This window comes from Mesorhizobium sp. B2-6-4 (assembly GCF_006441495.1).
GTDB lineage: Bacteria > Pseudomonadota > Alphaproteobacteria > Rhizobiales > Rhizobiaceae > Mesorhizobium.
Window position 1 is genome coordinate 198,831 of record NZ_VFUE01000012.1, and the last position, 25,040, is coordinate 223,870.

At 62.4% G+C, this 25,040-nt stretch carries 25 protein-coding genes; 15 read left to right on the top strand and 10 right to left on the bottom strand.

Features of this window, described 5'->3' with window-relative positions; all coding sequences use genetic code 11:
* Positions 1-125 precede the first annotated feature (125 nt).
* Positions 126-1,214, top strand: coding sequence for a COX15/CtaA family protein (locus FJ426_RS18525; RefSeq protein WP_140521817.1), 1,089 nt, complete (start codon positions 126-128; stop codon positions 1,212-1,214).
* An 82-nt stretch (positions 1,215-1,296) separates the two neighbouring features.
* Here FJ426_RS18525 and FJ426_RS18530 read toward each other — a convergent pair whose 3' ends face one another.
* The 3 genes from FJ426_RS18530 to speB are packed head-to-tail and all read right to left on the bottom strand — an operon-like array spanning position 1,297 to position 4,099.
* Entirely contained in the window at positions 1,297-2,139 is an 843-nt protein-coding gene (locus tag FJ426_RS18530; protein ID WP_210240547.1) for an aminoglycoside phosphotransferase family protein, read from the bottom strand.
* A complete protein-coding gene (gene argC / locus FJ426_RS18535; RefSeq protein ID WP_140560590.1) occupies positions 2,136-3,062 on the bottom strand; it encodes an N-acetyl-gamma-glutamyl-phosphate reductase in 927 nt (308 codons plus the stop codon). The genes FJ426_RS18530 and argC overlap by 4 nt, the downstream gene beginning before the upstream one ends.
* A 29-nt stretch (positions 3,063-3,091) precedes the next feature.
* Complete coding sequence (speB, locus tag FJ426_RS18540; RefSeq protein ID WP_140493966.1) at positions 3,092-4,099, bottom strand: agmatinase; 1,008 nt, start codon at positions 4,097-4,099, stop codon at positions 3,092-3,094.
* Positions 4,100-4,222: 123 nt separating this feature from the next.
* Here speB and FJ426_RS18545 point away from each other — a divergent pair, with 123 nt between their 5' ends.
* The 3 genes from FJ426_RS18545 to FJ426_RS18555 all read left to right on the top strand — a co-directional run bounded on the left by FJ426_RS18545 (position 4,223) and on the right by FJ426_RS18555 (position 8,053).
* A complete protein-coding gene (locus tag FJ426_RS18545; protein WP_140560591.1) occupies positions 4,223-5,428 on the top strand; it encodes an acyltransferase in 1,206 nt (401 codons plus the stop codon).
* 96 nt (positions 5,429-5,524) lie between these two features.
* On the top strand, positions 5,525-6,583 hold the full coding sequence (locus FJ426_RS18550) for a glycerophosphodiester phosphodiesterase family protein (RefSeq protein ID WP_140515740.1): 1,059 nt from the start codon (positions 5,525-5,527) through the stop codon (positions 6,581-6,583).
* Positions 6,584-6,664: 81 nt separating this feature from the next.
* On the top strand, positions 6,665-8,053 hold the full coding sequence (locus FJ426_RS18555; protein WP_224619368.1) for an MFS transporter: 1,389 nt from the start codon (positions 6,665-6,667) through the stop codon (positions 8,051-8,053).
* A gap of 60 nt (positions 8,054-8,113) precedes the next feature.
* Here FJ426_RS18555 and rpsI read toward each other — a convergent pair whose 3' ends face one another.
* The 4 genes from rpsI to FJ426_RS18575 all read right to left on the bottom strand — a co-directional run bounded on the left by rpsI (position 8,114) and on the right by FJ426_RS18575 (position 10,493).
* Positions 8,114-8,596: a 30S ribosomal protein S9 gene (rpsI, locus tag FJ426_RS18560; RefSeq protein WP_140493960.1), complete on the bottom strand. Its 483-nt coding sequence runs from the start codon at positions 8,594-8,596 to the stop codon at positions 8,114-8,116.
* A gap of 1 nt (position 8,597) precedes the next feature.
* Positions 8,598-9,062, bottom strand: a complete 465-nt coding sequence (gene rplM / locus FJ426_RS18565) for a 50S ribosomal protein L13 (RefSeq protein WP_010915638.1) — start codon at positions 9,060-9,062, stop codon at positions 8,598-8,600.
* A gap of 274 nt (positions 9,063-9,336) precedes the next feature.
* Entirely contained in the window at positions 9,337-9,984 is a 648-nt protein-coding gene (locus FJ426_RS18570) for a LysE family translocator (RefSeq protein ID WP_140666791.1), read from the bottom strand.
* Between the two features lie 62 nt (positions 9,985-10,046).
* Complete coding sequence (locus FJ426_RS18575) at positions 10,047-10,493, bottom strand: PaaI family thioesterase (RefSeq protein WP_140560593.1); 447 nt, start codon at positions 10,491-10,493, stop codon at positions 10,047-10,049.
* Between the two features lie 152 nt (positions 10,494-10,645).
* On the opposite strand from FJ426_RS18575, the gene FJ426_RS18580 reads away from it, so the two are divergent.
* From FJ426_RS18580 to FJ426_RS18605, 6 genes are all read left to right on the top strand, one after another.
* The gene (locus tag FJ426_RS18580) at positions 10,646-11,467 is read left to right on the top strand and encodes an enoyl-CoA hydratase (protein WP_140560594.1); all 822 of its coding nucleotides are present in this window, start codon (positions 10,646-10,648) and stop codon (positions 11,465-11,467) included.
* An 11-nt stretch (positions 11,468-11,478) separates the two neighbouring features.
* Entirely contained in the window at positions 11,479-11,901 is a 423-nt protein-coding gene (locus tag FJ426_RS18585; protein WP_140521831.1) for a VOC family protein, read from the top strand.
* Positions 11,901-12,683: an AAA family ATPase gene (locus tag FJ426_RS18590; RefSeq protein WP_140521833.1), complete on the top strand. Its 783-nt coding sequence runs from the start codon at positions 11,901-11,903 to the stop codon at positions 12,681-12,683. Before FJ426_RS18585 ends, FJ426_RS18590 begins: the two co-directional genes overlap by 1 nt.
* A complete protein-coding gene (locus FJ426_RS18595) occupies positions 12,680-13,201 on the top strand; it encodes a CoA-binding protein (protein ID WP_140560595.1) in 522 nt (173 codons plus the stop codon). Before FJ426_RS18590 ends, FJ426_RS18595 begins: the two co-directional genes overlap by 4 nt.
* A gap of 157 nt (positions 13,202-13,358) precedes the next feature.
* On the top strand, positions 13,359-14,639 hold the full coding sequence (locus tag FJ426_RS18600) for an O-acetylhomoserine aminocarboxypropyltransferase (RefSeq protein ID WP_140493947.1): 1,281 nt from the start codon (positions 13,359-13,361) through the stop codon (positions 14,637-14,639).
* Positions 14,640-14,722: 83 nt separating this feature from the next.
* Entirely contained in the window at positions 14,723-15,073 is a 351-nt protein-coding gene (locus FJ426_RS18605) for a cupin domain-containing protein (RefSeq protein WP_181165167.1), read from the top strand.
* A gap of 41 nt (positions 15,074-15,114) precedes the next feature.
* Here the strand turns inward: FJ426_RS18605 and FJ426_RS18610 are convergent, their stop codons facing one another.
* The gene (locus tag FJ426_RS18610) at positions 15,115-16,365 is read right to left on the bottom strand and encodes a cytochrome P450 (protein ID WP_140560596.1); all 1,251 of its coding nucleotides are present in this window, start codon (positions 16,363-16,365) and stop codon (positions 15,115-15,117) included.
* Between the two features lie 104 nt (positions 16,366-16,469).
* Between FJ426_RS18610 and FJ426_RS18615 the strand changes: the two genes are divergently transcribed.
* Positions 16,470-17,573, top strand: a complete 1,104-nt coding sequence (locus FJ426_RS18615) for an FAD-dependent oxidoreductase (protein ID WP_140493943.1) — start codon at positions 16,470-16,472, stop codon at positions 17,571-17,573.
* Positions 17,574-17,575: 2 nt separating this feature from the next.
* On the opposite strand, the gene FJ426_RS18620 is transcribed toward FJ426_RS18615, so the two are convergent.
* A complete protein-coding gene (locus tag FJ426_RS18620; RefSeq protein ID WP_140493941.1) occupies positions 17,576-18,166 on the bottom strand; it encodes a hypothetical protein in 591 nt (196 codons plus the stop codon).
* Positions 18,167-18,501: 335 nt separating this feature from the next.
* Here FJ426_RS18620 and clpP point away from each other — a divergent pair, with 335 nt between their 5' ends.
* The 4 genes from clpP (at position 18,502) to FJ426_RS18640 (ending at position 23,854) form a co-directional block, all read left to right on the top strand.
* The gene (gene clpP / locus FJ426_RS18625; RefSeq protein ID WP_027028064.1) at positions 18,502-19,131 is read left to right on the top strand and encodes an ATP-dependent Clp endopeptidase proteolytic subunit ClpP; all 630 of its coding nucleotides are present in this window, start codon (positions 18,502-18,504) and stop codon (positions 19,129-19,131) included.
* 295 nt (positions 19,132-19,426) lie between these two features.
* Complete coding sequence (gene clpX, locus FJ426_RS18630) at positions 19,427-20,701, top strand: ATP-dependent Clp protease ATP-binding subunit ClpX (RefSeq protein ID WP_140493939.1); 1,275 nt, start codon at positions 19,427-19,429, stop codon at positions 20,699-20,701.
* A gap of 272 nt (positions 20,702-20,973) precedes the next feature.
* Positions 20,974-23,385, top strand: a complete 2,412-nt coding sequence (gene lon / locus FJ426_RS18635; RefSeq protein ID WP_140493937.1) for an endopeptidase La — start codon at positions 20,974-20,976, stop codon at positions 23,383-23,385.
* 196 nt (positions 23,386-23,581) lie between these two features.
* Complete coding sequence (locus FJ426_RS18640) at positions 23,582-23,854, top strand: HU family DNA-binding protein (protein WP_006201846.1); 273 nt, start codon at positions 23,582-23,584, stop codon at positions 23,852-23,854.
* A gap of 93 nt (positions 23,855-23,947) precedes the next feature.
* On the opposite strand, the gene FJ426_RS18645 is transcribed toward FJ426_RS18640, so the two are convergent.
* On the bottom strand, positions 23,948-24,970 hold the full coding sequence (locus FJ426_RS18645; RefSeq protein ID WP_140515754.1) for an aldo/keto reductase: 1,023 nt from the start codon (positions 24,968-24,970) through the stop codon (positions 23,948-23,950).
* Positions 24,971-25,040: the final 70 nt, after the last annotated feature.

Sequence of the window (25,040 nt, forward strand, 5' to 3'; positions counted from 1 at the left end):
TAGGCCTTGACGCGAAGCTGTGCAACCCGACAGACGCGGCGCGACGGCGTGCCGCGCCGCCCGGTCTTGCATGCGGGAATGCGATGGTCCACCAATCCGCGACTTCAACCTGCCGGGATAAATCCATGGCCGCCATTACTGCCGCGCCTTACGAGGCGCGTGACCGCGATCTGCACAACCGCGCGCTGGTGCGCGGCTGGCTCTACGTCGTGCTTCTGGTGCTGTTCGCGCTGGTGCTGGTCGGCGGCGCCACAAGGCTCACCGAGTCCGGCCTGTCGATCACCGAGTGGCAGCCGATCCACGGCGTCATCCCGCCGCTCAACGACGCCGAATGGCAAGAGGAATTCCAGCGCTATCAGCAGATCCCGCAATATGCCGAGCTCAACAAGGGCATGAGCATCGAGGCATTCAAGTCGATCTTCTGGTGGGAGTGGGCGCATCGTCTCCTGGCGCGCAGCGTCGGTCTGGTTTTTGCCTTGCCGCTGCTGTTCTTCTGGGCGGCGCGCCGCATCGAGCGCGGACTGGGGCCGAAGCTGGTCGGCATCCTGCTTCTCGGCGGTCTGCAGGGCGCCATCGGCTGGTGGATGGTTGCCTCCGGTCTGGTCGACCGCGTCTCGGTCAGCCAGTACCGGCTCGCCACCCATTTGACGCTTGCCGCGCTGATCTTCACGGCGACCATGGTCGTCGCGCGCGGCTTGGCGCCGCATTCGGAACCTGCGGCCGATCGTTCGACCCAGAAACTGGCTGGTCTCGTAGTGCTTCTGGCGCTGATCCAGATCTATCTCGGCGGTCTGGTCGCCGGGCTCCACGCCGGCCTGAGCTACAACACCTGGCCGCTGATGGACGGAAAGATCATTCCCGGCGATCTGCTGATCCTGGAGCCGGCATGGCGCAATTTCTTCGAAAGCCCCAAGACGGTGCAGTTCGTGCACAGGATCGGCGCCTATACGGTGTTCGTCGTCGCCTTGTGGCACATGATCGCCGCGCGTCGCCGTCTGCCCGGTTCAACGCATGCTCGTCGCGCGACGCTGTTGTTTGCCCTGGTGCTGGTGCAGGCCTCCGTCGGCATCGGCACGCTGTTGATGCATGTGCCGCTGCACATGGCGCTGACCCACCAGGGATTCGCGTTGGTCCTGCTGGGGTTCGCCGCCGCGCATTGGCGCGGGACCAAGGGCGCATATCCCTTGCCCCACGAGATCGCCCTCGGACGCTGAGTCTCTCCGGTCACATCCAGAACGTTCGACTGCGCCATCGTCTTGTCGCCGTCGAATTCCGCCTGACGCAAGGCGGCACGGATCAGAAGCCGAGCCGTACCGTTCGGATCGCTGCTGCGACCGACAGCTCGCGGTTCTCCTCGATCGCGTTGTCGTCCTCATGGTGCCAGGAAGCCGACAGGCAGCCATAGGCGATGGCGTGATCCAGTATTGCCGCCGGCGTCTGGCTCAGCGTTCGCGCAAAGACTTCAGCCATCCCGGCAATCCGTGGGGGATCGAGACAAAGGTCGTCGCGATCAAGAGGATTGTAGAACATGTTCGCGGCATCGAATCCCGGGTCGCCGAGAACGCCCTTCGGATCTATCGCCAGCCAGCCGCGTGCTCCGTGCATGATGTTGTCGTGATGGAGGTCGCCATGCAGCGGCCTGACATCATGCGGACCACCCAGCAGCCGGTCGGCGATTTCCGCCGCTTCGACATAAAGGCTGTTCCGGCCAACGACACGGTCGGCCTCCGCTTTCTTGAACAGGCTGGAAAATCGTTCCCGAAGCGGCTGCAGGTCGGGCGGAGCGGGGTGATCCGATGGCGAAAACAGCTTTGCCATCACCTCCGCCGCGATTTCCGTGGCGGCCAAATCTCCCTGCTCGGCAAGAACATGCGACAGCATGGTCTCCCCGGCATATTCGAGCAACATGGAATGCCCGTCGCGGCCCAGCAGCCGCACGGCGCCTTCGCCGCGCCGCCAGGCAAGGAAATGCTCGCCGCGCAACTCGTCTGCGACGTCATCGAATGGCTTCAGCGCCTTGACGATCGCCGGCGAGCCGTCCTCGCGCCGCACCTTCCAGATGCGGCTCGAAAAGGTCTCGGCGATGAGCTCGGGCGCGCTGATCTTCCAACGGTCCGGAAATGCCGGTGCCGCCATCAGAGGCCGAGCATCAGGTCCATGTTCTGTACGGCAGCCCCCGATGCCCCTTTGCCGAGATTGTCGTAAACGGCGAGCAGCAGGGCCTGCGCGCGCTTGTCATTGGCAAAGACGTAGAGCTTCATTCGGTTGGTGCCATTGTAGATTTCCGGATCGATCTCCGGAATGCGCTCCACATGCGCATAGGGCGCCACTTCGACCACGCCGCCCTTGATGGCGGCGAAATGGTCGGCGATGGCTGCATGGAGTTCCGCACCGGTCGGCACATGGTGGAGGCCACCGAGCTGCAGCGGCACCACCGTGATCATGCCTTGCGCGAAATTGCCCACCGCTGGCTGCATGATCGGATCGTGCGACAGTTTCGCATAGGCCCTGAGCTCCGGCACGTGCTTGTGCTGGAGGGTGAGCCCGTAGGGTAGAAATTCAGAGGCGTCCTCGCCCTTGGCGACATAGTCCTCGATCATCGGGCGGCCGCCGCCCGAATAACCGGAGATGCCGTTGACGGTGACCGGGAAATCCGCGGGCAGAAGGCCGGCGGCGACCAGCGGCCGCAGCATCGCGATCGGTCCTTGCGGCCAGCAGCCGGGATTGGCGACGCGTTTTGCCGCCCCGATCTTCTTCGCCTGCTCCTTGTCCATCTCGGCAAAGCCATATTCCCAGCCTTGCGCGACGCGATGCGCGGTCGAAGCATCGATGACTCTGGTGGTCTCGTTGGAGATCAGCGACACGCTTTCCTTCGCCGCATCGTCCGGGAGACACAGGATCGCAACGTCGGCGGCATTGAGGAATTCGGCTCGCGCCGCCGTTTCCTTGCGGCGCTCGGCGGGAATTGAAATGATCTCCAGGTCGCCGCGCTCGGCAAGCAGCGCCCGGATCTGGAGGCCGGTGGTGCCGTGCTCGCCGTCGATGAAGATTCTCGGTTTCATTGGCTGATCAAATTCCCTGATATCGAAAACTATATGCCGTTGCCTTGATTCACCGCGGCGCCGTTGTGGCTGCCGTTGTTCAGCTCTTCGAGCCGTGCTTTCCGCTCGGCCAGCAGGCCAAGATACTGCATGGCGATCATCGAGCCGGCAATCGCCGTTATATCGGCGTGATCGTAGGCCGGCGCAACCTCCACGACATCGGCCCCGACAATATCGATCTGATTGAGCTGGCGCAGCGTCGACAGGATCTTTGCAGAGGACGGCCCGCCGGCGACCGGCGTGCCAGTGCCGGGTGCATAGGCAGGATCAAGGCAGTCGATATCAAAGGTGAGATAGGTCTTCTTGCCGCCCGTCCTGTCGACGATGGCGTAGGCGATGTCGGATGCACGCATCTCCTCGATCTCGTGACCGTAGAGGATCTTGATGCCGAACGTGTCGGGCGCGTGGGTGCGGATGCCGATCTGGATCGAGCGGTCGGGATCGATAATGCCTTCCTTGACCGCGCGGCCGACGAAGGATCCGTGGTCGATGCGTTTGCCGTCATCCTCCCAGGTATCCTGGTGCGCATCGAACTGCACCAGAGCGAGCGGGCCATGGATTGCGGCATGTGCCTTGAGCAGGGGCCAGGTGACGAAATGGTCGCCGCCCAGCGACAGCAGGAAGGCACCTGACTTCAGGATCTTGGCCGCCTCGCGTTCGATCGTCCCCGGCGTCTTCTGGTGGTTGCCGGTATCAAGCAGACAATCGCCATAGTCGACCACCGCGAGGTGCTCGAACAGATCGCGCGAAAAGGGATATTGCGGATCGTTGTCGAGGATTGCCGAGGCGCGGCGGATCGCCTGCGGCCCGAAACGCGCGCCGGGCCGATTGGTGACGGCGGCATCAAAAGGGATGCCCCAAACCACAGCGTCCGCGCCCTTCACATCCTTCGTGTATTTGCGTCGCATGAACGACAGCGCGCCGGCATAGGTCGGCTCCAGCGAAGCGCCCGTCTTCGAGCGGGCTGTGAAGGCATGGTCGATGTTCTTGTTCGCCATTACGGATCCTTGGTTTTCATCGGGGTGCAACAACTACAGAACCGGCACGCAACATGCCAGTCACAGCTTGGGGAAACGAAACGGCGCGGGCGCGGTGCCGCCGCGAGACAGGATTGTATCATCATGACGCAGACCGCGTTTCTTGATTCTCCCCATGGCGCGGCGTCGATCCAGTCCGGCACGGTGGCGGGTGAGCGGTTCCTGGTTCTCGATTCGTGGCGCGGCATCTGCGCCCTGCTGGTGGCGCTGTTCCACTTCCCCACCGCTTCGACGATCTCGCAAAGCGCCTTTGTCGGTTCGTCCTATCTGTTTGTCGACTTCTTCTTCGTTCTCTCCGGTTTCGTCATCGCCAGCTCCTATGGCTGGCGGCTGAACCAGCCGCGGGAGGTCGCACGCTTTGCGCTGGTGCGCTTCGGCCGCATCTATCCGCTGCACCTTCTCATGCTCGCCGCCTTTGCCGGCTTCGAGCTGCTGCGGCTGATGCTGCCGCAGGTGCATGGCGCCGGTGCCGCTCCCTTCACCGGCGGCTTCAGCCTCGAGAGCCTGCTTAGCAATCTGCTGCTGCTCCAGGGGGTCGGCTTCGATGACCAATTGACTTGGAATGCGCCAAGCTGGAGCATTTCGGCGGAGTTCTTCGCCTACCTGTTGTTCGCGGGAGTGGTCTTCACCGCCGGGGCACGCGCCTGGGTGTGGTTCGTCGCCGCCATCACCGCGCCTCTGTTTCTGCTTGGCTTCTCGACCCACCATATGGATGTGTCCTTCGATTTCGGCTTCATACGCTGCCTGTACGGCTTCTCGCTCGGCGCCTTGCTTGCCTCGTTCCAGCATGATTCCATTGCAGGCGCGCGACAGGCGCTTGCCCGGACCGGCCCGTTGCTGAGCTGGACCCTTGCCGAAATCGTCATGGCGGCTGTCATTGTGCTTTTCGTCGCACTGGCGGGCGACAATGATGCCGGGATCGCAGCACCGCTGGTGTTTGCACTGGCATTGTTTCTCTTTGCTCATGAGGGGGGCTGGATCAGTGTCTTTCTGAGAACCCCACTCATTCTGACGCTCGGCGCGCTGTCCTACTCGATCTACATGGTCCACATCTTCGTCCAGGCGCGCATGATCAATGTCGCCGGCCTGGTCGAGCGCAAGCTCGGCCTCGGTCTTGTCGGCGACATCGTCTTGCGCGGAGAGCCGGCGACCGGCTTCGGCGCCGGCTGGGCGGGGGACGTTGCGATCCTCGTCATGCTCCTTGCCACGATAGGTGTCTCCTGGATTACCTGGCGTTTCGTCGAGATGCCTGCGATGGCCTGGTTCCGCCGACTGTCGAAACGCATCTGAGGCGACATATCGCTGGCAACCGCTAGCCGGCTTCGTTCACCTAGACGTCACGGGCATCGCCTATTCCCGGTTCGATCCGGAATGGAGCGATTCTCGATGCGGACCTTCTGGCCGAGCCTTCTGTTTTCCGTCACGCTGGCGGCTTCCGCCAGCCAGTCAATGGCGGGCGAAACCCGTGCGAGGCAGATCCTCGACCGCTTCGAACATGCCAATCAGTGGCGCGACCACGTCATGGTGGTCGCGCATCGCGCCGGCAGCATGCAGGCCGGCAAGACGCTCTATGCGGAAAATTCGCTCGCCGCCGTCGAAGGCTCGATCGCGATCGGCGCCGAGATCGTCGAGGTCGACATCCGGCGCTCGAAGGACGGCGAGTTTGTCGTCATGCATGACAGCTGGCTTGATCGCACCACGACCTGCAAGGGTGAGGTGGTTAAGTACACGCTGGCCGAACTGAAGAGTTGCCGGCTGGTGATCGAAGGCACGGGCGCCGTAACCGACGAGACAGTCTCGACGCTGCGCGAGATGCTGCTGGCGACCCGGGACCAGATCCTCATCAATCTCGACAACAAGCTCGAGGTTGGGGACCTGTCGGGTATGGTCGCGGTGGCGCGAGATCTCGGCATGGCCGACCAGGTCATCGTCAAGGAAAACCTGTGGAACCAGACCAGGATCGCTACGGTGAAGGCTGCCATGGAAGCGGTCGGCGGCGGCTTCCAGTTCATGCCGATCATCGCCGACGACGCAGTGCATGACGCCGGTTTCGCCGCGACGGTCGACCATGCTTTTGCGCCGCGCGCGATCGAGCTGATCAACTGGCGCGCCGGCGCGGAGACGTTGACCGAGACTGGCGGGCCGCTGTTCAGCACGCGCATGCGCGCGGCCGCGGTGAGGGGCGACTGGCACATCTGGGCCGACACCTACGCCATCGTCAACAAGCCGGGCGGCTTCCTTGCCGGCGGCCGGGGCGATGAACTGGCGGTTCAGGCCAGCCTGCCGCGTGAAGCCTGGGGCTTCTGGGCCGATCGCGGCGCCACCATCATCCAGACCGATGAGCCAAAGGCGGCGATAGGCTGGCTGGCGGCAAATGGGTTTCGCGTGCCCTATGCGGAGACGGGCGAACGCGTCGAACCTGCCGCGACCGCCAGCATCAATTGATTTGCCGCGGCTGAAGTTCCGGCCTTGTTGTCGCAGGCCGGCGCCTGCTGACGCAACGGTGTCAGGGGAAACCCGTTATCCATGGGCATGCCCGATACCATCGTTCTCAAGCGCCCTGCCGCCTATGCCGCCACCGTTGCTGCGACCAGCCTCGGCTTCGTCGTCGTGCAGCTTGATGTCTCCATCGTCAACATCGCGCTGAACAGGATCGGTACTGGGCTGTCGATGGGGGTCGGCGGCCTGCAATGGGTCGTCGACGCCTACACGCTTGCCTTCGCCTCGCTGCTGCTCGCCGGCGGCGCCCTCGGCGACAGGGTCGGCGCTCGCCGCGTTTTCGTTGGCGGCATGGCGCTGTTCAGCATTGCTTCGCTGGCTTGCGGCTTGGCTCAGAGTGCCTGGTTGCTGATTGCGGCGCGCGCTGCACAAGGCGCGGGTGCCGCCTTGCTGATGCCGTGTTCGCTGGCACTCCTCAATCGCGCCTACGCGTCCGACAAGGCGCGCCGGGCACGCGCCGTTGGGCTGTGGACGGCGGCGGGCGGCATCGCGCTGTCGGCAGGGCCGGTGCTCGGCGGCTTCATGGTCGCGTCGCTTGGCTGGGCCAGCATCTTTCTGGTCAACCTGCCCATTGGCGCTCTCGCCATCTGGATGGCTTATCGGTTTCTGCAGGAAACGCCGCTCAAGGCCGAGCGGCCGCCGATCGACTGGGTGGGGCAGGGACTTGTCGTGCTGGCGCTGTTTTCGCTGACCGGCGCCTTTATCGAAACCGGTTCATCGGGCTGGACTTCGATGCCGGTCATCGGCGGACTGGTATTGGCGGCGGTGGCCGCAAGCCTGTTCCTGCTGGTCGAGAGCCGGACGAGGGCGCCGATGTTTCCGCTCGGTCTCTTTGCCAGCCGCGTGCCGGCTGTGACGAGCCTTGTCGGACTGGCCGTCAACCTGACGCTCTATGGCACGATCTTCATGCTCAGCCTGTATTTCCAGCAGGAAAGGCATTTTTCTCCCGAGATGACAGGGCTCGCCTTCCTGCCGTTCATGGCGGCGGTCACCCTGTCGAACATTGCCGCCGGGCGCATTGCCGCAAACCATGGCCCACGATTGCCCATGGCGGTTGGCCTGTTCGTCGGAGCAGCCGGTTTCGGACTGATGGCGCTGATCCAGGCCGAAACATCCTACCTGTCGCTGCTGTGGCGCCTGCTGTTCCTGCCGGTCGGCATCGGCCTTGCCGTACCGGCCATGACCACCGCGCTCTTGTCTTCCGTTCCGGCGGAGATGTCGGGAACGGCATCGGGCGTACTCAACACCGTGCGCCAGTCGGGTGGCGCGATCGGGGTGGCGCTGTTCGGGTCCGCCTTGGCGCTGGGCACGATCGATGGCATGCAACTGGCATTCCTGGCCTCGGCGCTCGCGGTGGCCGGCTCGGCACTTTGCGCGTTCCTGTTCATCCGCGACGCCGACCATTCCGCTCAATAGTGATGCGCAACGCAAAAAGGCCGCCCGGAGGCGGCCTTTCGATTGTGAAGCTGCCTGCGCCTAGCGCTTCGAGAACTGGAACGAACGACGGGCCTTCGCCTTGCCGTACTTCTTGCGCTCGACGACGCGGCTGTCGCGGGTCAGGAAGCCGCCCTTTTTGAGCACGGCACGCAGCGCCGGCTCATAATAGGTCAGCGCCTTGGAGATGCCGTGACGCACAGCGCCGGCCTGGCCCGAAAGGCCGCCGCCGATGACGGTGGCGACGATGTCGTACTGGCCCGAGCGGTTGGCGGCGATGATCGGCTGGTTGAGGATCATCTGTAGGACCGGACGCGCGAAATAGGTCGCGAATTCCTTGTCGTTGACGACGATCTTGCCCGAACCTGGCTTCACCCAAACACGCGCGATGGCGTTCTTGCGCTTGCCGGTGGCATAGGCGCGGCCCGACTTGTCGAGCTTCTGGACATGGACGGGTGCCGCGGCCTGCGTATTGGTGTTGCCGGTAGCGGCGCCCAGTTCTGCGAGCGAGGAAAGCTCAGCCATCTTATGCGACCTTCTTGTTCTTGGAATTCAGCTTGGCCACGTCGAGCACTTCTGGCTGCTGGGCGACATGCGGATGCTCGGCACCTGCATAGACGCGCAGGTTCTTCATCTGGCGACGGCCGAGCGGGCCACGCGGCACCATGCGCTCGACGGCCTTCTCGACGACACGCTCGGGGAAACGGCCTTCAAGCAGTTGGCGCGCGGTGCGCTCCTTGATGCCGCCGGGGTGCCCGGTGTGCCAGTAATAGACCTTGTCGGTGAACTTCTTGCCGGTGAACACCACCTTGTCGGCATTGATGACGATGACATTGTCGCCGTCGTCGACATGCGGGGTGAAGGTCGGCTTGTGCTTGCCGCGAAGATGATTGGCGATAACGGTGGCGAGCCGGCCGACGACGAGACCTTCGGCGTCGATCAGGATCCACTTTTTCACCACATCCGCAGGCTTCTGCGAAAAGGTTGTCATGTTTTCTGCTTTCGGTTCGGACCTTCCCCAATCCACAAAGGATAAGGAAGGCGTTTCTTGTTGCTTGGATTGGCGAAAAGCGCTTGCCCGCCGCCAATAACAAAACGGCGGCCTTTGCGGGCCGCTGCTTCGTGAGGGCTTATAGGGGAGAAGGGTAGCCCTCGTCAAGCATCATTGGGAGTCAACGAAAACGAAAAACCGTTAAATTTCAACGGCTAAACTATGTGGTATTATTTTACAACACGGCCTACCGCCAAAACGGCTGGTATTTCGCTCACCGCCGGCCACTCGTCACTGCAAGCAGGAGTCTGATGCCAACGCCGACCATAATGGCTCCGGCTAGCCTTCCCTGCCACACGACGAAGCTGCTTCGGCGCGACAGCCAGCCGCCGACCGCGCCGGAGGTCAGCGCGATGGCGCCGAGGACAACCATTCCCATCATCTTCATGGTCGTGCCGAGAATGACGAACTGCAACGCCGCTGGACCGGCCCAAGGGTGAACGAATTGCGGCAGCATCGCTAACATGAAGGCAAGCGTCGTCGGATTGGTGAGATTGCAGATCATGCCCTGCCGGAAAGCGGCAGCAGTGCCACCGGTGTTGGCAAAGGCAGAGGTACGACTTTCATCCTGCCGGCGCGCCAACAGGAATTTGACCCCGATGGCGATCAGATAGATGGCGCCGACGATTTGGAGAAAGCTGTAAAGAGGCGGCGAGGATGTGATCAGCGTGGCAAGTCCCATCGCAAGTAATGGAATTTGTACGACGCCGGCCGATACGCAGCCTGTCGCGGCCGCCAGCGCGTGGCGCCAGCCCTGTCCGACGCCGCGACTGATCACAAGCATCATATCGGGCCCGACGCCGGAAAGCTGGTAGGCAAGCACGGCGCCGAGAAAGGCAAGGTATGTGGTCAGATCGGGCATGCCGCAAAACGGACGTGTCGATCGGGAGTTCCGGCCAGGATGCCGGATCGGCCTTCTCCGTGTCAGCGTTTCGGCGGGATCGAATAGGTTCCGGTGGCGTGCGCCACTGTCTGCCCCTCCGGGCCGGCGACGATGTCGATGTCGAAGACCATCAGGTTCTTTCCGAGCTTCAGGATGCGGCAATGGCCATCGATCGGTCCTGCCTCGGCCTTGCGGACGAAATTGATGTTGAGATTGGTGGTGACCGAGAGCGCATTGGGCCCGGCATGGCTGAGCACGCAGACATAGCCGCCAATGTCGGCCAGCGTGAACAAGGCGGGGCCGGACACCGTACCGCCGGGACGCAAATGCCGTTCGCCGGCATTAAGCCGCACGGTGCAGCCGCCGGGAAACACGTCGGTTGCCTCAAAGGCCGGGCCCTTTTCGTTAAGCTGCGGAAACACGGTCTCCATCAGCGCATTGACCTGGGCTGCTGTCAGCACCGGCTCGAGCTTGGTCTGGGCGGGCATCTCGGTCCTCATTCTGCGCCAAGCCTGTATGGGCGAAGCGGCGCGTTTCTGGCAACACCTTCATCCTACTGGCGCAAGCGATACGGTGTTGATGAAACCCCAGCCGATATTAGATACGCTGCCAGCGGAATGGAATCGCGGAGACCTTAGCCATGGCCGAAATCCTTGCCATCAAGCCTGTCGCAGTTGAAGGGCCGGTTGCGGCTAGCCGCGACGAGGGCGTGCTGCGCCTGACGCTTGCCAATCCCCCCGCGAACGCGCTTTCCCTGGCGGTGATGGCGGCGCTGACGGAGGAACTGGACCGCGCCACGGCCGACAAGGCCGTTCGCGTCATAGTGCTGTCGGCGGCCGGAAAGGTATTCTGCGCCGGCCACGATCTGAAGGAGATGACAGCGCGCCGCGCCGACACCGATCACGGCAAGGCCTTCTTCGAAGAGACGTTTGCCGCCTGCGCCACGCTGATGCAGGCGATCGTGCGCCACCCCAAGCCGGTGATCGCCGAGGTCGATGGCCTGGCCACCGCCGCCGGCCTGCAGCTTGTCGCCAGTTGTGACCTCGCCATCGCCTCGCATGAGGCGACGTTCTGCACGCCGGGCGTCAATATCGGCCTGTTCTGCTCGACGCCGATGGTGGCGCTGTCTCGCAACGTCTCGCGCAAGCACGCCATGGAAATGCTCCTGACCGGCGAAACCATCGATGCCGCGACCGCCAAGGAGTTCGGCCTGGTCAACCGCATAGTGCCGCGCGAGTACCTGAATCAGATTGTCAACAAATACGCGCAAACCATTGCTTCAAAATCACCTTCGGTGCTGAAGACCGGCAAGGAAGCGTTTTATGCGCAGGCCGAGATGGGGCTGGCGGATGCCTATGCCTATACCGGCCGGGTCATGGTCGAGAACATGCTGGCGCGTGACGCCCAGGAGGGCATCGGCGCCTTCATCGGCAAACGCAAGCCGGAATGGATCGACGAATAGGGACGAAAGTCATGGAGCCGCGCATCTCCATCATCACCATCGCCACCGACGATCTCGATCGTGCGGTGCGCTTCTACGAGACGATGGGCCTGAAGCGTCATGCCGGCATCACCGATGGCGTCGCCTTCTTCCAGATGGGTGGTGTTATACTCGGCCTGTTCCCGCGCGTCAGCGCCGAGGAGGATTCCGGCATCACCTTCGCCAAGGCGCCTTCCGCCGTCTATCTCGCCTACAACACCCGCTCCGATGCCGAAGTCGACGCGGTGCTTGCGATGGCTGAAGAGGCCGGCGGCCGCATCGTCAAGCCGGCAGGCCGTGCCTTCTGGGGCGGCTGGTACGGCTATTTCGCCGATGCCGACGGACATGTCTGGGAAGTGGCGCACAACCCGGCCTTTCCGATCGCGGAAGACGGTACGATCTCGCTGCCCGATTGATGGCTCACCGCAGGCAGTTGACGCGGCTCAAGGCGCCCTATCTCAAGCGCATTCTGCTCGATTCCGAGCGGGTGACCGATTGGGAAAAATACCCGTGGAACCTGCCGCTGTTTCGCGGTCACGCCTTCGAACTCGAATTCACCACACCAATTACCATCATCGTCGGTGAGAACGGCACCGGCAAATCGACATTGCTCGAGGCGATCGGCGCGCTCGCCGGTTACGACGAAGCCGGAGGCGGCAAGGGCTACCGGCCTGTCGACCATTCCGGCGCCATCGACAGGAGTGGTGCCGCGCTGGCAGATACCTTCCGTGGCCATTGGTTGCCAAAAGTCACCGCCGGCTGGTTCTTTCGCGCCGAATCCTTCTACTCGGTGGCTCGCTATCTTGACCAGGTGGCCCTGGAAGATCCGTTCAAGCCACCTCCGCCCGACTTTCTGTCCTGGTCGCATGGCGAAGGGTTCATCCGCTTCTTCGAGGAACGTTGCCGCAGGCAAGGCATCTACATCCTCGACGAGCCCGAAAGTGCGCTGTCTCCATCGCGCCAGATCGAACTTCTCAAGATGCTGCGGCGCATGGATCGGTCGGGCACTGCGCAAGTGATCATGGCGACGCATTCGCCGCTGCTGATGGCCTGTCCAGGCGCGCGGCTGTTCCGCATCAGCCGGTTCGGGCTAGATTCGACCGATTTTCGTGATACGGACCACTTCCGCATGATGCGCGATTTCAGCAGTGATCCTGATGGCTTTCTCGCCGAGGCGTTGTATGAGGACGAGCCATGAATCACGATAGCTATGACAACGGCTACATCGCCGGCATCCTCAATTCGGTGAAGACCATCGCCATGGTCGGCGCGTCCGCCAACGACGTTCGTCCAAGCTATTTCGTGTTGAAATACCTGCTGGCCAAGGGGTTTGAGGTGTTCCCCATCAATCCGGGCCATGCTGGCAAGGAGATACTCGGCCGTACGGTCTATGGCAGCCTTGCCGAGATTGCCCAGCCCATCGACATGGTCGACATCTTTCGCGCCTCGGCGGCGGTGGCCGGCGTTGTCGACCAGGTACTGAAGCTCGATCCCCTGCCGAAAGTGATCTGGATGCAACTCGGCGTGCGCCACGACGAAGCCGCCGCACGCGCCGAAGCCGCCGGCGTTAAGGTGGTGATGAACCGCTGCCCCAAGATCGAATATGGCAAGCTGTCCGGCGAGATCGGCTGGACCGGGGTCAATTCCGGTGTGCTGTCGTCGAAGAAGCCGCTGATGCGGTCGGGATTCCAGAGTTTCGGCGTGCGGCAAAAATAGACAAGGGGAAGGCGCAAAATTATTCCGGCAGGAGCCGTATTTTCCTGCTGCCTGGTCGAAGATGACACGCCGAAGGGTATTTTCTTCTTTGCATTCGTGGTTGAGCTTGGCCAAGAATGGCCGGCGAATTTCAGAAGTTTTTTCGAGGGAGGTTTCAGTGACCCGCACGCCCGGTTTCAACACGCTCGCCGTCCATGCCGGCGCCAAGCCCGATCCGGCCACCGGCGCACGCGCCACGCCGATCTACCAGACGACCTCCTTTGTTTTCGACGACGCCGATCATGCTGCCTCGCTGTTCGGGCTGAAGGCCTTCGGCAACATCTACACCCGCATCATGAACCCGACGCAGGCGGTGCTCGAAGAACGCATAGCGGCGCTCGAGGGCGGCACGGCCGCCCTTGCGGTGGCGTCCGGCCACGCCGCCCAGGTAATCGTGTTCCACAATCTGTTGCAGCCGGGCGACAATTTCGTTGCCGCCAACAAGCTCTATGGCGGTTCGATCAACCAGTTCGGCCATGCCTTCAAGAACTTTGGCTGGGAGGTGCGCTGGGCCGAAGCGAACGATCCGTCAACCTTCGAGAGCCAGATCGATGACAAGACCAAGGCGATCTTCATCGAGAGTCTGGCCAATCCCGGCGGCACCTTCGTCGACATCGAGAAGATCGGCGACATCGCGCGTAAGCATGGCCTGCCGCTGATCGTCGACAACACCCTGGCCTCGCCCTACCTGATCCGGCCGATCGAGCACGGCGCCGACATTGTCGTCCATTCGCTGACCAAGTTCATTGGCGGTCACGGCAACTCGATCGGCGGCGCCATCGTCGATGGCGGCACGTTCGACTGGTCGAAATCAGGGAAGTACCCGATGCTGTCGGAACCGCGCCCCGAATATGGCGGCCTGGTGCTGCACGAAACCTTCGGCAATTTCGCCTTCGCCATCGCCGCGCGCGTGCTTGGCCTGCGCGATCTCGGCCCGGCGATTTCGCCGTTCAACGCCTTTCTCATTTTGACAGGCCTCGAAACCTTGCCGCTGCGCATGCAGCGCCATTGCGACAATGCGATCACCGTCGCGGGCTGGCTGTCCAACCATCCCAAGGTGGCCTGGGTCAACTATCCCGGCCTTCCCAGCGACAAGAACAACGCCCTGCAAAAGAAATACTCGCCGCAAGGCGCCGGCGCGGTCTTCACCTTCGGCCTCAAGGGCGGTTACGAGGCCGGCGTCAAATTCGTTGAAGCGTTGGAGTTGTTCTCGCACTTGGCCAATGTCGGTGACACCAAGTCGTTGGTCATCCATCCGGCGTCGACCACGCACCGACAGCTGTCCGACGAGCAGAAGGTCAAGGCGGGTGCGGGACCGGACACGGTGCGGCTGTCCATCGGCATCGAGGACGTCACCGACATCGTCGCCGACCTCGAACAGGCACTCGCCAAAGTTTGATCTATCCTCCCCCTCGTGGGAGGGTCGGCGCAAAACGCCGGGGTAAGGCGAGCCGGCCCGAGGCCGGTTCTTCATGGAGGCAAATCCTGTCCGAGCATTACCTGACGATATCGACGGATTCTGTCGACGCCGAAGAAGGCGCGCCGGCGCCCGATCGCCTGATCTCGGGCGATCCGAAATTCCGCACCTGGAACGTCGAGGAGCGCGAAGGCGGTCTTTATGCCGGTATCTGGGAATCGACTCCGGGCAAGTGGCGCATCGTCTACGACGAATGGGAATTCTGTCACATCCTTTCCGGCGTTTCGGTGATCGAAGAGGAGGGTGGCGAAGCGCGCACCGTCAGGGCCGGCGACAGCTTCGTGCTGCGACCTGGCTTTAAGGGAAGCTGGGAAGTGCTTGAAACCACCCGCAAGGAGTATGTGATCAGGCTGTGATCCTTTACTGCGCGCAGCTCACAGCTCAGGCCTGCGCTCCTTCAGAAGCCGACGGTGAGCGCTTCCAGCCCGTGGAAGTGATACGTGTCGCGGAAGCTTGGGCTTTCGGCAAGACGAAGCTTTGGGTGCCGCTCGAACAATGTTTTCAGCGACACCTGCAATTCGAGCCTGGCCAGGGGCGCGCCGATGCAGAAATGGATGCCGGCGCCGAACGACACGTTCTTCTGGTCGACACGACCCGGCCGGAAGGCCCGCGGCTCGGCAAAGGCATGAGGGTCATGGTTGGCCATGCCAAGCAGCAGACCGATCGTCTGGCCGGGCGGCACGACGATCCCGGGAGCGATTTCGATCTCCTGGTAGGCGTAGCGGGTGAACATGTGCAACGGCGCGTCGAAGCGCAGGCATTCTTCGACAGCGGCCGCTGTCGCCTCGGCTGAGGTGAAGAAACGGCGCGGGTCGCCACCTTGCGCCAAAATCGAGCGCACCGCATTGCCGGTCTGGTGCACGGTCGCTTCGTGGCCGGCATTGAGCAGCAGGATCGCCGAGGACACCATTTCGTCTTCCGACAATTTTTGGCCGTCCTCCTGCGCCGAGATCAGCAGCGACAGCAGGTCGTCGCCGGGATTTTTGCGCCGTTCGGCGATGGTGCCGCGCAGGAAATCGGCGAAATCCTGCGCCGCGCGATTGGCCGTCTCCTCGATCTCGCGAGTGCGGCCATGCACGTACATGGCGACCATTCGATGTGACCAGTCGAGCAGTTGCGGTCCCATTTCGACCGGCACGCCGAGCATCTCGGCAATGATGGTGATGGGCAGGGGAGAAGCGAAGGCGGGCAGCAGGTCGACTTGCTTGCCCGGCTCGAAACGATCGATCAGTTCGTTGGCGAGTGCCTCCACGCGCGGCCGCAGCCGCTCGACCTGGCGCGACACGAAGGCGCGGTTGACCAGTGTTCGAAGCTGCGTGTGTACCGGCGGCTCCAGTTCCAGCATGGAATTGGCTTCGATGCCGTCGAATGCCTTGAGATGTGTTCTATCCCGGCCGATGCCACGACTGTCGGGAATGCCCGCCGGGTTCTGGCGGCCGAAGCGGCGGTCGCGCAACAGCTTGTTGACGTCGTCGAAGCCGCCAAAGCACCAGAATCCGAATTCTTCCCAGAAAAAGGCATTCGATGCATCGTGCAGGAACGTGTAGGCCTCGTACGGATCCTGGAAGAAAGCCCGCTCGTGCGGGTCAAGCCTCAGGTGACGGGTCGCTGGATCAAAGGCGAGGTAGGATGGCGTCGATTTGGTCATGCCAGACCAATAGCGCGGCTTGCCAGCCTGGTTCCAGACCGTATGTTGGCGGCCGCAATCCAATGCGTTGAGCCAGCCGCAACGGCTGCGGAAAGTCTGATTTGATGAATGTGATCGTTGTCGGCGCGGGCATCGCCGGTCTCTCCACCGCATGGTCGCTGGTCAAGGCTGGCCATAGCGTTTCCATCGTCGAGCAGGGGCCGATCCCCAATCCGTTGGCGGCATCCGGCGACCATCACCGCATCATTCGCCGTGCCTACCGGGCCGGGACCGGCTACGGCCGGCTGATCAGCGAGGCCTATGAAGCCTGGGACGAAATGTGGGCCGACCTCGGCGAGAACCATCTCGATTCCAGGGGCTTCCTCTGCGTCTCGCGCGAGCCGGGCGACGAAGCCGAGGAATACCGGGAAGGGCTGGAGGAGGGAAACTATCCGTTCGACCTGCTGGAACCTGATGCCGCGGTCGAACGCTGGCCTTTCCTGGAGCCGGGCTCGTTCCGCTACGCCTACTTTTCGCCGGAAGGCGGCGCGCTGCATTGCCGCAAGATCGCGTCCGGCCTGGCCAAGTGGCTGCGCGCCAACGGCGCCAACGTCTACGAGAACAGCAAGGTGACGGCGGTCGACTCCGAGGCAGGGCATATCGTGCTCGCGTCCGGCGAGACGATGCAGGCCGACCGCATCGTCGTCGCTGCGGGCGCCTGGGTGCTGAAACTGTTCCCCGAACTCGGCGGCGAACTGAAGACGTACCGAACCGCGCTCGCCTATGTCGAACCGCCGGCGGACCTCAAGGCCGTCTGGGAAGTTGCGCCCGTGGTCCTCGATGTAGGTGGCAAGACCGACGGCTACATGATTCCGCTGACCCGAGGTGCCGGCATGAAATTCGGTTCAGGCCTGCACAGGGTGCCGACCAGCGACGCCGACTGGAACCGGCAGCCGGTGCCGGGCGAGGGCGAGGCGATCCGCAACCTGTTTTCACCGCCGATCGCCCGCATCGAGGAGTATGAGGTGACCGAAGTGGTCACCTGCGCCTACACATTCACGGACGATGAGAAATTCCTGGCGCATGAGACGGGCAAGTGCCTGATCGTCTCGGCCTGCTCGGGCCATGGCTATAAATTCGGGGCGGCGGTCGGCCGGCGTGTGGCGGCGGCTGTCGATGATGGCGATATTGCCGGCCTGAAACGTTGGTTGCGAGCCGAAATCGCCTGAATTCAGTCCTGGCAATGCCTGGGAATATGCACGCGCCGCCAGCCGGATGAGCCTTCGCGCACCAGCACGCGCCGCGCGACGGTCTGGTAGGCGCCGGGAATGTCGATGACGCGCCTTTGCTCCGGTCGCACCAGCACCTCCTCGGCGATCCTGTCATATTGCGCCGGAATGACGACGCGCCTTGTGCGCTCCGGCCGGATCACCACCGTTTCGGCGACGCGTTCATAGCGCGCCTTGTGCCGGACCTTGCACAGCACCTTGCGGCCGTGGATGACGCGCCATTCCCAGGAATAGCCGCCATCATCGACCTTGACTGTGTGGTAGACCGTACGGGTGATTGCGGGCACCACCTCATAGGTCACCTGTGCCGGAACCGTCATCACCACCCGCTCGCGCGTGCCGTAGATCGGCGCTTCATAGTCGACCTGCTGGCTGGGCGGACTGATCATCACGTCCTCGTAGACCGTGTCATAGACATCAGGCGTTTGGACCGGCTCATAGCATTCGACGGCGCGGCCGCCGGCCGCCGTCTGCGAAATCGAGCCGAGCATGGTCAGCCCGGCCATGGCGAAGCATGCGGTTTTCCTGGACATGACGTTCCCCCTGTTGAACCGCGGACACAAGTTCAACGTTGAATTGTAGGGGAAGCGGTCCGCGAGAAAAGCGGGTTCGGCGCATTCGTTAAGTGACGCGGTTAAGAAACTGCTACCTGTCAGGCCGCAGGTGCCGTCGCGAGCCGGCGGAAGCGCCCGCCGTTGCGAATCTCGCCTGGAAAGCTTGATTCGACTTACCCAGATGGCTAGGAGGGGTCGGCCTTGCACAAGGATGAGCCGGCATCCTATTTACACAATAACGATCCCGAACCGATTCTGCCCGAGTTGCCAGCATGTCCGGCGCCGGAATCCCACCGCGAGACAAGAGATAACGAATGAAGAACCCCGTCGAAACCTACATGAACCTCGTTCCGATGGTGGTCGAACAGACCAATCGCGGCGAGCGGGCCTACGACATTTTCTCGCGCCTCCTCAAAGAGCGCATCATTTTCATCACCGGTCCGGTCGAGGACGGCATGGCGACGCTGGTCTGCGCGCAGCTTCTGTTCCTGGAAGCCGAGAATCCGAAGAAGGAAATCAACCTCTACATCAATTCGCCCGGTGGCGTCGTCACCTCGGGCATGGCCATCTACGATACCATGCAATTCATCAAGCCGGCCGTGTCGACGCTGTGCATCGGCCAGGCGGCCTCCATGGGCTCGCTGCTCCTGACCGCCGGCCACAAGGACATGCGCTTCGCCACGCCGAACGCCCGCATCATGGTTCACCAGCCGTCCGGCGGCTTCCAGGGCCAGGCGTCCGACATCGAGCGTCATGCCCAGGACATCATCAAACTGAAGCGCCGCCTCAACGAGGTGTACGTCAAGCACACCGGCAAGAGCTACGACGAGATTGAAAAGACGCTCGACCGTGACCATTTCATGACCGCGGACGAGGCCAAGGACTTCGGCCTGATCGACAAGGTCATTTCGTCGCGCGAAGCGGCCGAAGGGGCGCTGGCATAACGGCATATTGGCAGTTGGATGGCGGCATCACGCGCTTTTGGCGCGTCTTGCGGCATTTCGGCCACAATTGGCTGTTCCCTCGACGATCGGGATTGCCTACGTTAAGGCTATGTTGATTTTCGACGGCTTAGCTTTGTGTGGGGTTGCTGCGAATCATTGCCACGTTTTCTGATTTGTGTTTCGTACGGAATACGTTGCGGGAGCCGGGATACTGGCGGCGGCGGATTCCCGCGATAAATAGAGTATGCGCCCTTTCAGCCAGACCATCGGCGGGCGGCCATGAAAGGACATGAAAATGAGCAAAGTCGGCAACAACAGCGGCGATTCCAAGAACACGCTTTATTGCTCGTTTTGCGGCAAAAGCCAGCATGAGGTGCGCAAGCTGATCGCCGGCCCGACGGTCTTCATCTGCGACGAATGCGTCGAGCTGTGCATGGACATCATCCGCGAGGAGAACAAGACCTCGATGGTGAAGTCGCGCGAGGGTGTGCCGACCCCGCAGGAGATCCTCAAGGTTCTCGACGACTACGTTATCGGCCAGCCGTACGCCAAGCGCGTGCTTTCGGTGGCCGTCCACAATCACTACAAGCGCCTCGCCCATGCCGGCAAGAACAACGATGTCGAACTGGCCAAGTCCAACATCCTGTTGATCGGCCCGACCGGTTGCGGCAAGACGCTGCTGGCGCAGACGCTGGCCCGCATCATCGACGTGCCCTTCACCATGGCCGATGCCACGACGCTGACCGAGGCCGGCTATGTCGGCGAGGACGTCGAGAACATCATCCTGAAGCTGTTGCAGTCGGCCGACTACAATGTCGAACGCGCCCAGCGCGGCATCGTCTACATCGACGAGATCGACAAGATCTCGCGCAAGTCCGATAACCCCTCCATCACCCGCGACGTGTCGGGCGAGGGCGTGCAGCAGGCGCTGTTGAAGATCATGGAAGGCACTGTCGCCTCGGTACCGCCACAGGGCGGCAGGAAACATCCACAACAGGAGTTCCTGCAGGTCGACACCGCCAACATCCTGTTTATCTGCGGCGGCGCCTTCGCCGGGTTGGACAAAATCATATCGGATCGTGGCCGCAAGACCTCGATCGGCTTCGGCGCCACCGTGGCATCGCCCGAGGATCGCCGCACCGGCGATGTCTTCCGCCTTGTGGAGCCAGAGGATCTCTTGAAGTTCGGCCTCATTCCCGAGTTTGTCGGCCGTCTGCCGGTCCTGGCGACGCTGGAAGACCTCGACGAGCCGGCGCTGATCCAGATCCTGACCGAACCGAAGAACGCGCTGGTCAAGCAATACCAGCGGCTGTTCGAGATGGAGAATGTCGACCTGACCTTCCACGAGAACGCATTGTCTGCGATCGCCAAGCGCGCCATCGAGCGCAAGACCGGCGCGCGTGGCCTGCGCTCCATCATGGAAGCGATCCTGCTCGACACCATGTTCGAACTGCCGGCGCTCGAAGGCGTGCGCGAAGTGGTGATTTCGGAAGAAGTGGTGACCGGCAGTGCCCGGCCGCTCTACATCTATTCCGAACAGAAGGAAAAGAAGGGCAATGTCAGCGCCTGACATGCCACTTGAACCCATATTTTTGTGGAACGGCGCCCTCGGGGCGCCGTTTTGCCATGAGAGGCATGCGACCTTCGCGAGGGAATGGAACGCCGGCGATGTTAACTCTTGATCTTTGGCCCTCCTGCATCCACCTAACACGAGAAGGCCGAGGTGCCCGATTTCTGTGCTGTAAAACTCCCGTCACAACGGTGGTAGGCGGAACGATCCCCGGTCGTTAATATAAGATTCGCGGTTGGCCGATTGGCGGCCGCGACATGAAAGGTTGGACAATGGCCAAAATAACCAAGGCTCCCAGCGACGGCGTCTTCGCAGTCCTCCCACTGCGCGACATCGTGGTGTTCCCGCACATGATCGTTCCGCTCTTTGTCGGGCGTGAAAAGTCGATCAAGGCGCTGGAAGAGGTGATGGGTCAGGAAAAGCAGATCCTGCTCGCCACCCAGATGAATGCCGCCGATGACGATCCGGAGCCCGATGCCATCTTTGATATCGGCACGCTCGCCAACGTGCTGCAATTGCTGAAGCTGCCCGACGGCACCGTCAAGGTGTTGGTCGAAGGCGCCTCGCGCGCGAAAATCACCGCCTTCACCGACCGTCCCGACTTCCATGAGGCCCGCGCCACCGCGCTGGTCGAGCCGGAAGAGGAAGAGGTTGAGGTCGAGGCGCTGGCTCGTTCGGTCGTCACCGACTTCGAGAACTACGTCAAGCTCAACAAGAAGATCTCGCCCGAGGTGGTTGGTGCCGCCAGCCAGATCGACGACTATTCCAAGCTCGCCGACACGGTCGCTTCGCACCTCGCCATCAAGATCCCCGAAAAGCAGGAGATGCTGGCCACGCTCTCGGTCAAGGAGCGGCTGGAAAAGGCGATGGGCTTCATGGAGGCCGAAATCTCCGTCCTGCAGGTGGAGAAGCGCATCCGCTCGCGCGTCAAGCGCCAGATGGAGAAGACGCAGCGCGAATACTACCTCAACGAGCAGATGAAGGCGATCCAGAAGGAGCTCGGCGAAGGCGAGGATGGCCGCGACGAGGCCGCCGAGATCGAGGCCCGCATCAAGAAGACCAAGCTCTCCAAGGAGGCTCGCGAAAAGGCGGAAGCCGAATTGAAGAAGCTGAGGACGATGTCGCCTATGTCGGCGGAATCCACCGTGGTGCGTAATTATCTCGACTGGATCCTGTCGATTCCGTGGGGCAAGAACTCCAAGGTCAAGCAGGACCTGGCGTTCGCGCAGAACGTGCTCGACACCGACCATTTCGGTCTCGACAAGGTCAAGGACCGTATCGTCGAGTATCTCGCCGTGCAAAGCCGCCAGAAGAAGCTCAAGGGGCCCATCCTGTGCCTCGTCGGCCCTCCCGGCGTCGGCAAGACCTCGCTCGGCAAGTCGATCGCCAAGGCGACCGGCCGCGAGTTCATCCGCATGGCGCTGGGCGGCGTGCGTGACGAGGCCGAGATCCGCGGCCACCGGCGCACCTATATCGGCTCGATGCCCGGCAAGGTCATCCAGTCGATGAAGAAGGCGAAGAAATCCAATCCGCTCTTCCTGCTCGACGAGATCGACAAGATGGGCCAGGATTTCCGCGGCGATCCGTCGTCGGCTTTGCTGGAGGTGCTCGACCCCGAGCAGAACTCGACGTTCATGGACCACTATCTGGAGGTCGAGTACGACCTGTCGAGTGTGATGTTCGTGACGACGGCGAACACGCTGAACATCCCTGCGCCCTTGATGGACCGCATGGAAATCATCCGTATCGCCGGCTACACCGAGGACGAGAAGATCGAGATCGCCAAGCGGCATTTGCTGCCGAAGGTGGTGCGCGATCACGCGCTGCAGCCGAAGGAGTTCTCCGTCAGTGAGGACGCGATCCGCGCCATCATCCAGACCTACACCCGTGAAGCGGGCGTCAGGAGCCTGGAGCGCGAGCTGATGAAGCTCGGGCGCAAGGCGGTGACCGAGATCCTGAAGACGAAGAAGAAGACTGTGAACATCACGGCGGACAATCTCGCCGATTATCTCGGTGTTCCGCGCTTCCGCTTCGGTCAGGTCGAGGCAGACGACCAGGTCGGCGTCATCACCGGACTTGCCTGGACGGAAGTCGGCGGCGAGCTGCTGACGGTCGAAGGCGTCATGATGCCCGGCAAGGGCCGCATGACGGTGACCGGCAATCTGCGCGACGTGATGAAGGAATCGATTTCGGCGGCGGCCTCCTATGTCCGCTCGCGCGCTCTCGATTTCGGCATCGAGCCGCCGCTGTTCGACAAGCGCGACATCCACGTCCACGTGCCGGAGGGTGCCACGCCCAAGGATGGGCCGTCGGCCGGTGTGGCGATGGCGACCGCGATCGTCTCCGTGCTGACCGGCATTCCGGTCAGGGCCGATGTCGCCATGACCGGCGAGATCACGCTGCGCGGCAGGGTGCTGCCGATCGGCGGTCTGAAGGAGAAGTTGCTTGCCGCACTGCGCGGCGGCATCAAGAAAGTGCTGATCCCGGAAGACAACGCCAAGGATCTGGCGGATATTCCTGACAACGTGAAGAACGGTATGGAAATCATCCCGGTCTCGCGGGTCGGCGAGGCGTTGCGCCACGCGTTGGTGCGTATGCCGGAGCCAATCGAATGGGTCGAACCGGTCAATCCTCCTGCCGCGACGGACACTGCGGATGACGCCGGAAAGTCGCTTGCGCATTAGTTCTTGCTAAAGTTGCAGCGCACAAACAGAAAGCCGGGCCTCGCGCCCGGCTTTTTCATGTGAAAAACCCCGGAATTCCGGGCTTTTTTCCATTCTTTCCCGGCTTTTCGACTTGGTTGCGCGAGCGCTTCTTTCTAAAGTCCGTTTCCTGCCGGATGAGTCGTGAGTTCCGGTGTTCTCATGGAAGGGAATTTTTATGAACAAGAACGAACTGGTGTCCGCTGTTGCCGACGCCGCGAGCATTTCGAAGGGTGACGCGCAGTCGGCTGTCGATGCGGTATTCTCCGTCATCACCGGCGAACTGAAGAAGGGCGGCGATGTCCGGCTTGTCGGCTTTGGCAATTTCACCGTGTCAAAGCGCGCAGCCTCGACCGGCCGCAACCCTCAGACCGGCGCCGAAGTAAAGATCCCGGCGCGCACCGTGCCGAAGTTCTCGGCCGGCAAGGGTCTCAAGGACGCCGTCAATTAAGCGCCTTTTTTAAATTTCAAAATATCAGAAAAGCCGGGCAAGCCCCGGCTTTTCTTTTGCGCTCCTACTGGTCGATAGGTTCGTGATTGCGAGCTACCCGGTCGGCGCGTCCGCCCGCATCAGGCCGTCCTTCTTCAGGTCGGCCCAGAGTGCCGCCGGCAGTCTCGCATCGAGCAGTGACCGATTGCTTTCGACCTCGCTTGGCCGCTGGCCACCGGGGATCACCGACACGACGGACGGATGCAGCAACGGGAACTGCAGCGCTGCTTCGATCAAGCGCACGTCATGCCGTCGGCAGACCGCCTCGATGCGCGCCACCCGGTCGAGCACGTCCCGCGGCGCTTCGGTGTAGTTGTAGAAGGCACCCGGCTTCGGCCCCGTGGCCAGGATTCCGGAATTGTAGGGGCCGCCCAAAACGATGCCGATGCCGCGCTTCTGGCAGAGCGGCAGGAAGGATGTCAGCGCCTCCTGCTCGAGCAGCGTATAGCGGCCGGCGAGCAGGAACAGATCGAAATCACCGCGCTCGGCCAATGTCTGGGCAACCTGCCATTCGTTGATGCCGCCACCGAAGGCCTTGATGACGCCCTGGTCGCGCAAGGCAAGCAGCCCGTAATAGCCGGAGCGCATAAACTCCTCTATGCGCTGGTCGGACGCTTCCTTGCTGCCATGGGTGAAGATGTCGACGTCGTGCACGAACAGAATGTCGATGCGGTCGACGCCGAGCCGTTCCAGGGACGCTTCGAAGGAGCGCATCACGCCGTCATAGCTGTAGTCGTAGACCTCCTTGCGCGACGGCGTGTCGAAGAACTTGCCGATGCCGGTGCGCTCTTGCGGCGGACAGGCGCGCATGATGCGGCCGACCTTGCTCGACAGCACGTAGTCGTCGCGCTTCTTGCCGCGCAGGAAGGGGTTGAGCCGCGTCTCCGACAAGCCAAGCCCATAGAGCGGCGCGGTGTCGTAATAGCGGCAGCCGGTCGCCCATGCAGCCTCCAGCGTCGCATTGGCGTCCTCGTCGGAGACCGCGCGGTAGAGGTTGCCGAGCGGCGCCGTGCCGAAGCCGAGTTCGGTGAAGCTGATGCCGCCATTGCCGATGCGGTCGAAATGCCGTGTCTTCATATCCTGCCGTTTGCCTCATTGATTTGTCTGACATGACACTATCACGCTCGTGGCACAGCAAAAGCGCGCA

Coding starts and splice junctions, on each gene's coding strand:
- FJ426_RS18525 (WP_140521817.1), top strand. CDS start 126: ATGGCCGCCATTACTGCCGCGCCTTACGAGGCGCGTGACCGCGATCTG.
- argC (WP_140560590.1), bottom strand. CDS start 3,062: ATGAAACCGAGAATCTTCATCGACGGCGAGCACGGCACCACCGGCCTC.
- speB (WP_140493966.1), bottom strand. CDS start 4,099: ATGGCGAACAAGAACATCGACCATGCCTTCACAGCCCGCTCGAAGACG.
- FJ426_RS18545 (WP_140560591.1), top strand. CDS start 4,223: ATGACGCAGACCGCGTTTCTTGATTCTCCCCATGGCGCGGCGTCGATC.
- FJ426_RS18550 (WP_140515740.1), top strand. CDS start 5,525: ATGCGGACCTTCTGGCCGAGCCTTCTGTTTTCCGTCACGCTGGCGGCT.
- FJ426_RS18555 (WP_224619368.1), top strand. CDS start 6,665: ATGGGCATGCCCGATACCATCGTTCTCAAGCGCCCTGCCGCCTATGCC.
- rpsI (WP_140493960.1), bottom strand. CDS start 8,596: ATGGCTGAGCTTTCCTCGCTCGCAGAACTGGGCGCCGCTACCGGCAAC.
- rplM (WP_010915638.1), bottom strand. CDS start 9,062: ATGACAACCTTTTCGCAGAAGCCTGCGGATGTGGTGAAAAAGTGGATC.
- FJ426_RS18570 (WP_140666791.1), bottom strand. CDS start 9,984: ATGCCCGATCTGACCACATACCTTGCCTTTCTCGGCGCCGTGCTTGCC.
- FJ426_RS18575 (WP_140560593.1), bottom strand. CDS start 10,493: ATGCCCGCCCAGACCAAGCTCGAGCCGGTGCTGACAGCAGCCCAGGTC.
- FJ426_RS18580 (WP_140560594.1), top strand. CDS start 10,646: ATGGCCGAAATCCTTGCCATCAAGCCTGTCGCAGTTGAAGGGCCGGTT.
- FJ426_RS18585 (WP_140521831.1), top strand. CDS start 11,479: ATGGAGCCGCGCATCTCCATCATCACCATCGCCACCGACGATCTCGAT.
- FJ426_RS18590 (WP_140521833.1), top strand. CDS start 11,901: ATGGCTCACCGCAGGCAGTTGACGCGGCTCAAGGCGCCCTATCTCAAG.
- FJ426_RS18595 (WP_140560595.1), top strand. CDS start 12,680: ATGAATCACGATAGCTATGACAACGGCTACATCGCCGGCATCCTCAAT.
- FJ426_RS18610 (WP_140560596.1), bottom strand. CDS start 16,365: ATGACCAAATCGACGCCATCCTACCTCGCCTTTGATCCAGCGACCCGT.
- FJ426_RS18615 (WP_140493943.1), top strand. CDS start 16,470: ATGAATGTGATCGTTGTCGGCGCGGGCATCGCCGGTCTCTCCACCGCA.
- FJ426_RS18620 (WP_140493941.1), bottom strand. CDS start 18,166: ATGTCCAGGAAAACCGCATGCTTCGCCATGGCCGGGCTGACCATGCTC.
- clpP (WP_027028064.1), top strand. CDS start 18,502: ATGAAGAACCCCGTCGAAACCTACATGAACCTCGTTCCGATGGTGGTC.
- clpX (WP_140493939.1), top strand. CDS start 19,427: ATGAGCAAAGTCGGCAACAACAGCGGCGATTCCAAGAACACGCTTTAT.
- lon (WP_140493937.1), top strand. CDS start 20,974: ATGGCCAAAATAACCAAGGCTCCCAGCGACGGCGTCTTCGCAGTCCTC.
- FJ426_RS18640 (WP_006201846.1), top strand. CDS start 23,582: ATGAACAAGAACGAACTGGTGTCCGCTGTTGCCGACGCCGCGAGCATT.
- FJ426_RS18645 (WP_140515754.1), bottom strand. CDS start 24,970: ATGAAGACACGGCATTTCGACCGCATCGGCAATGGCGGCATCAGCTTC.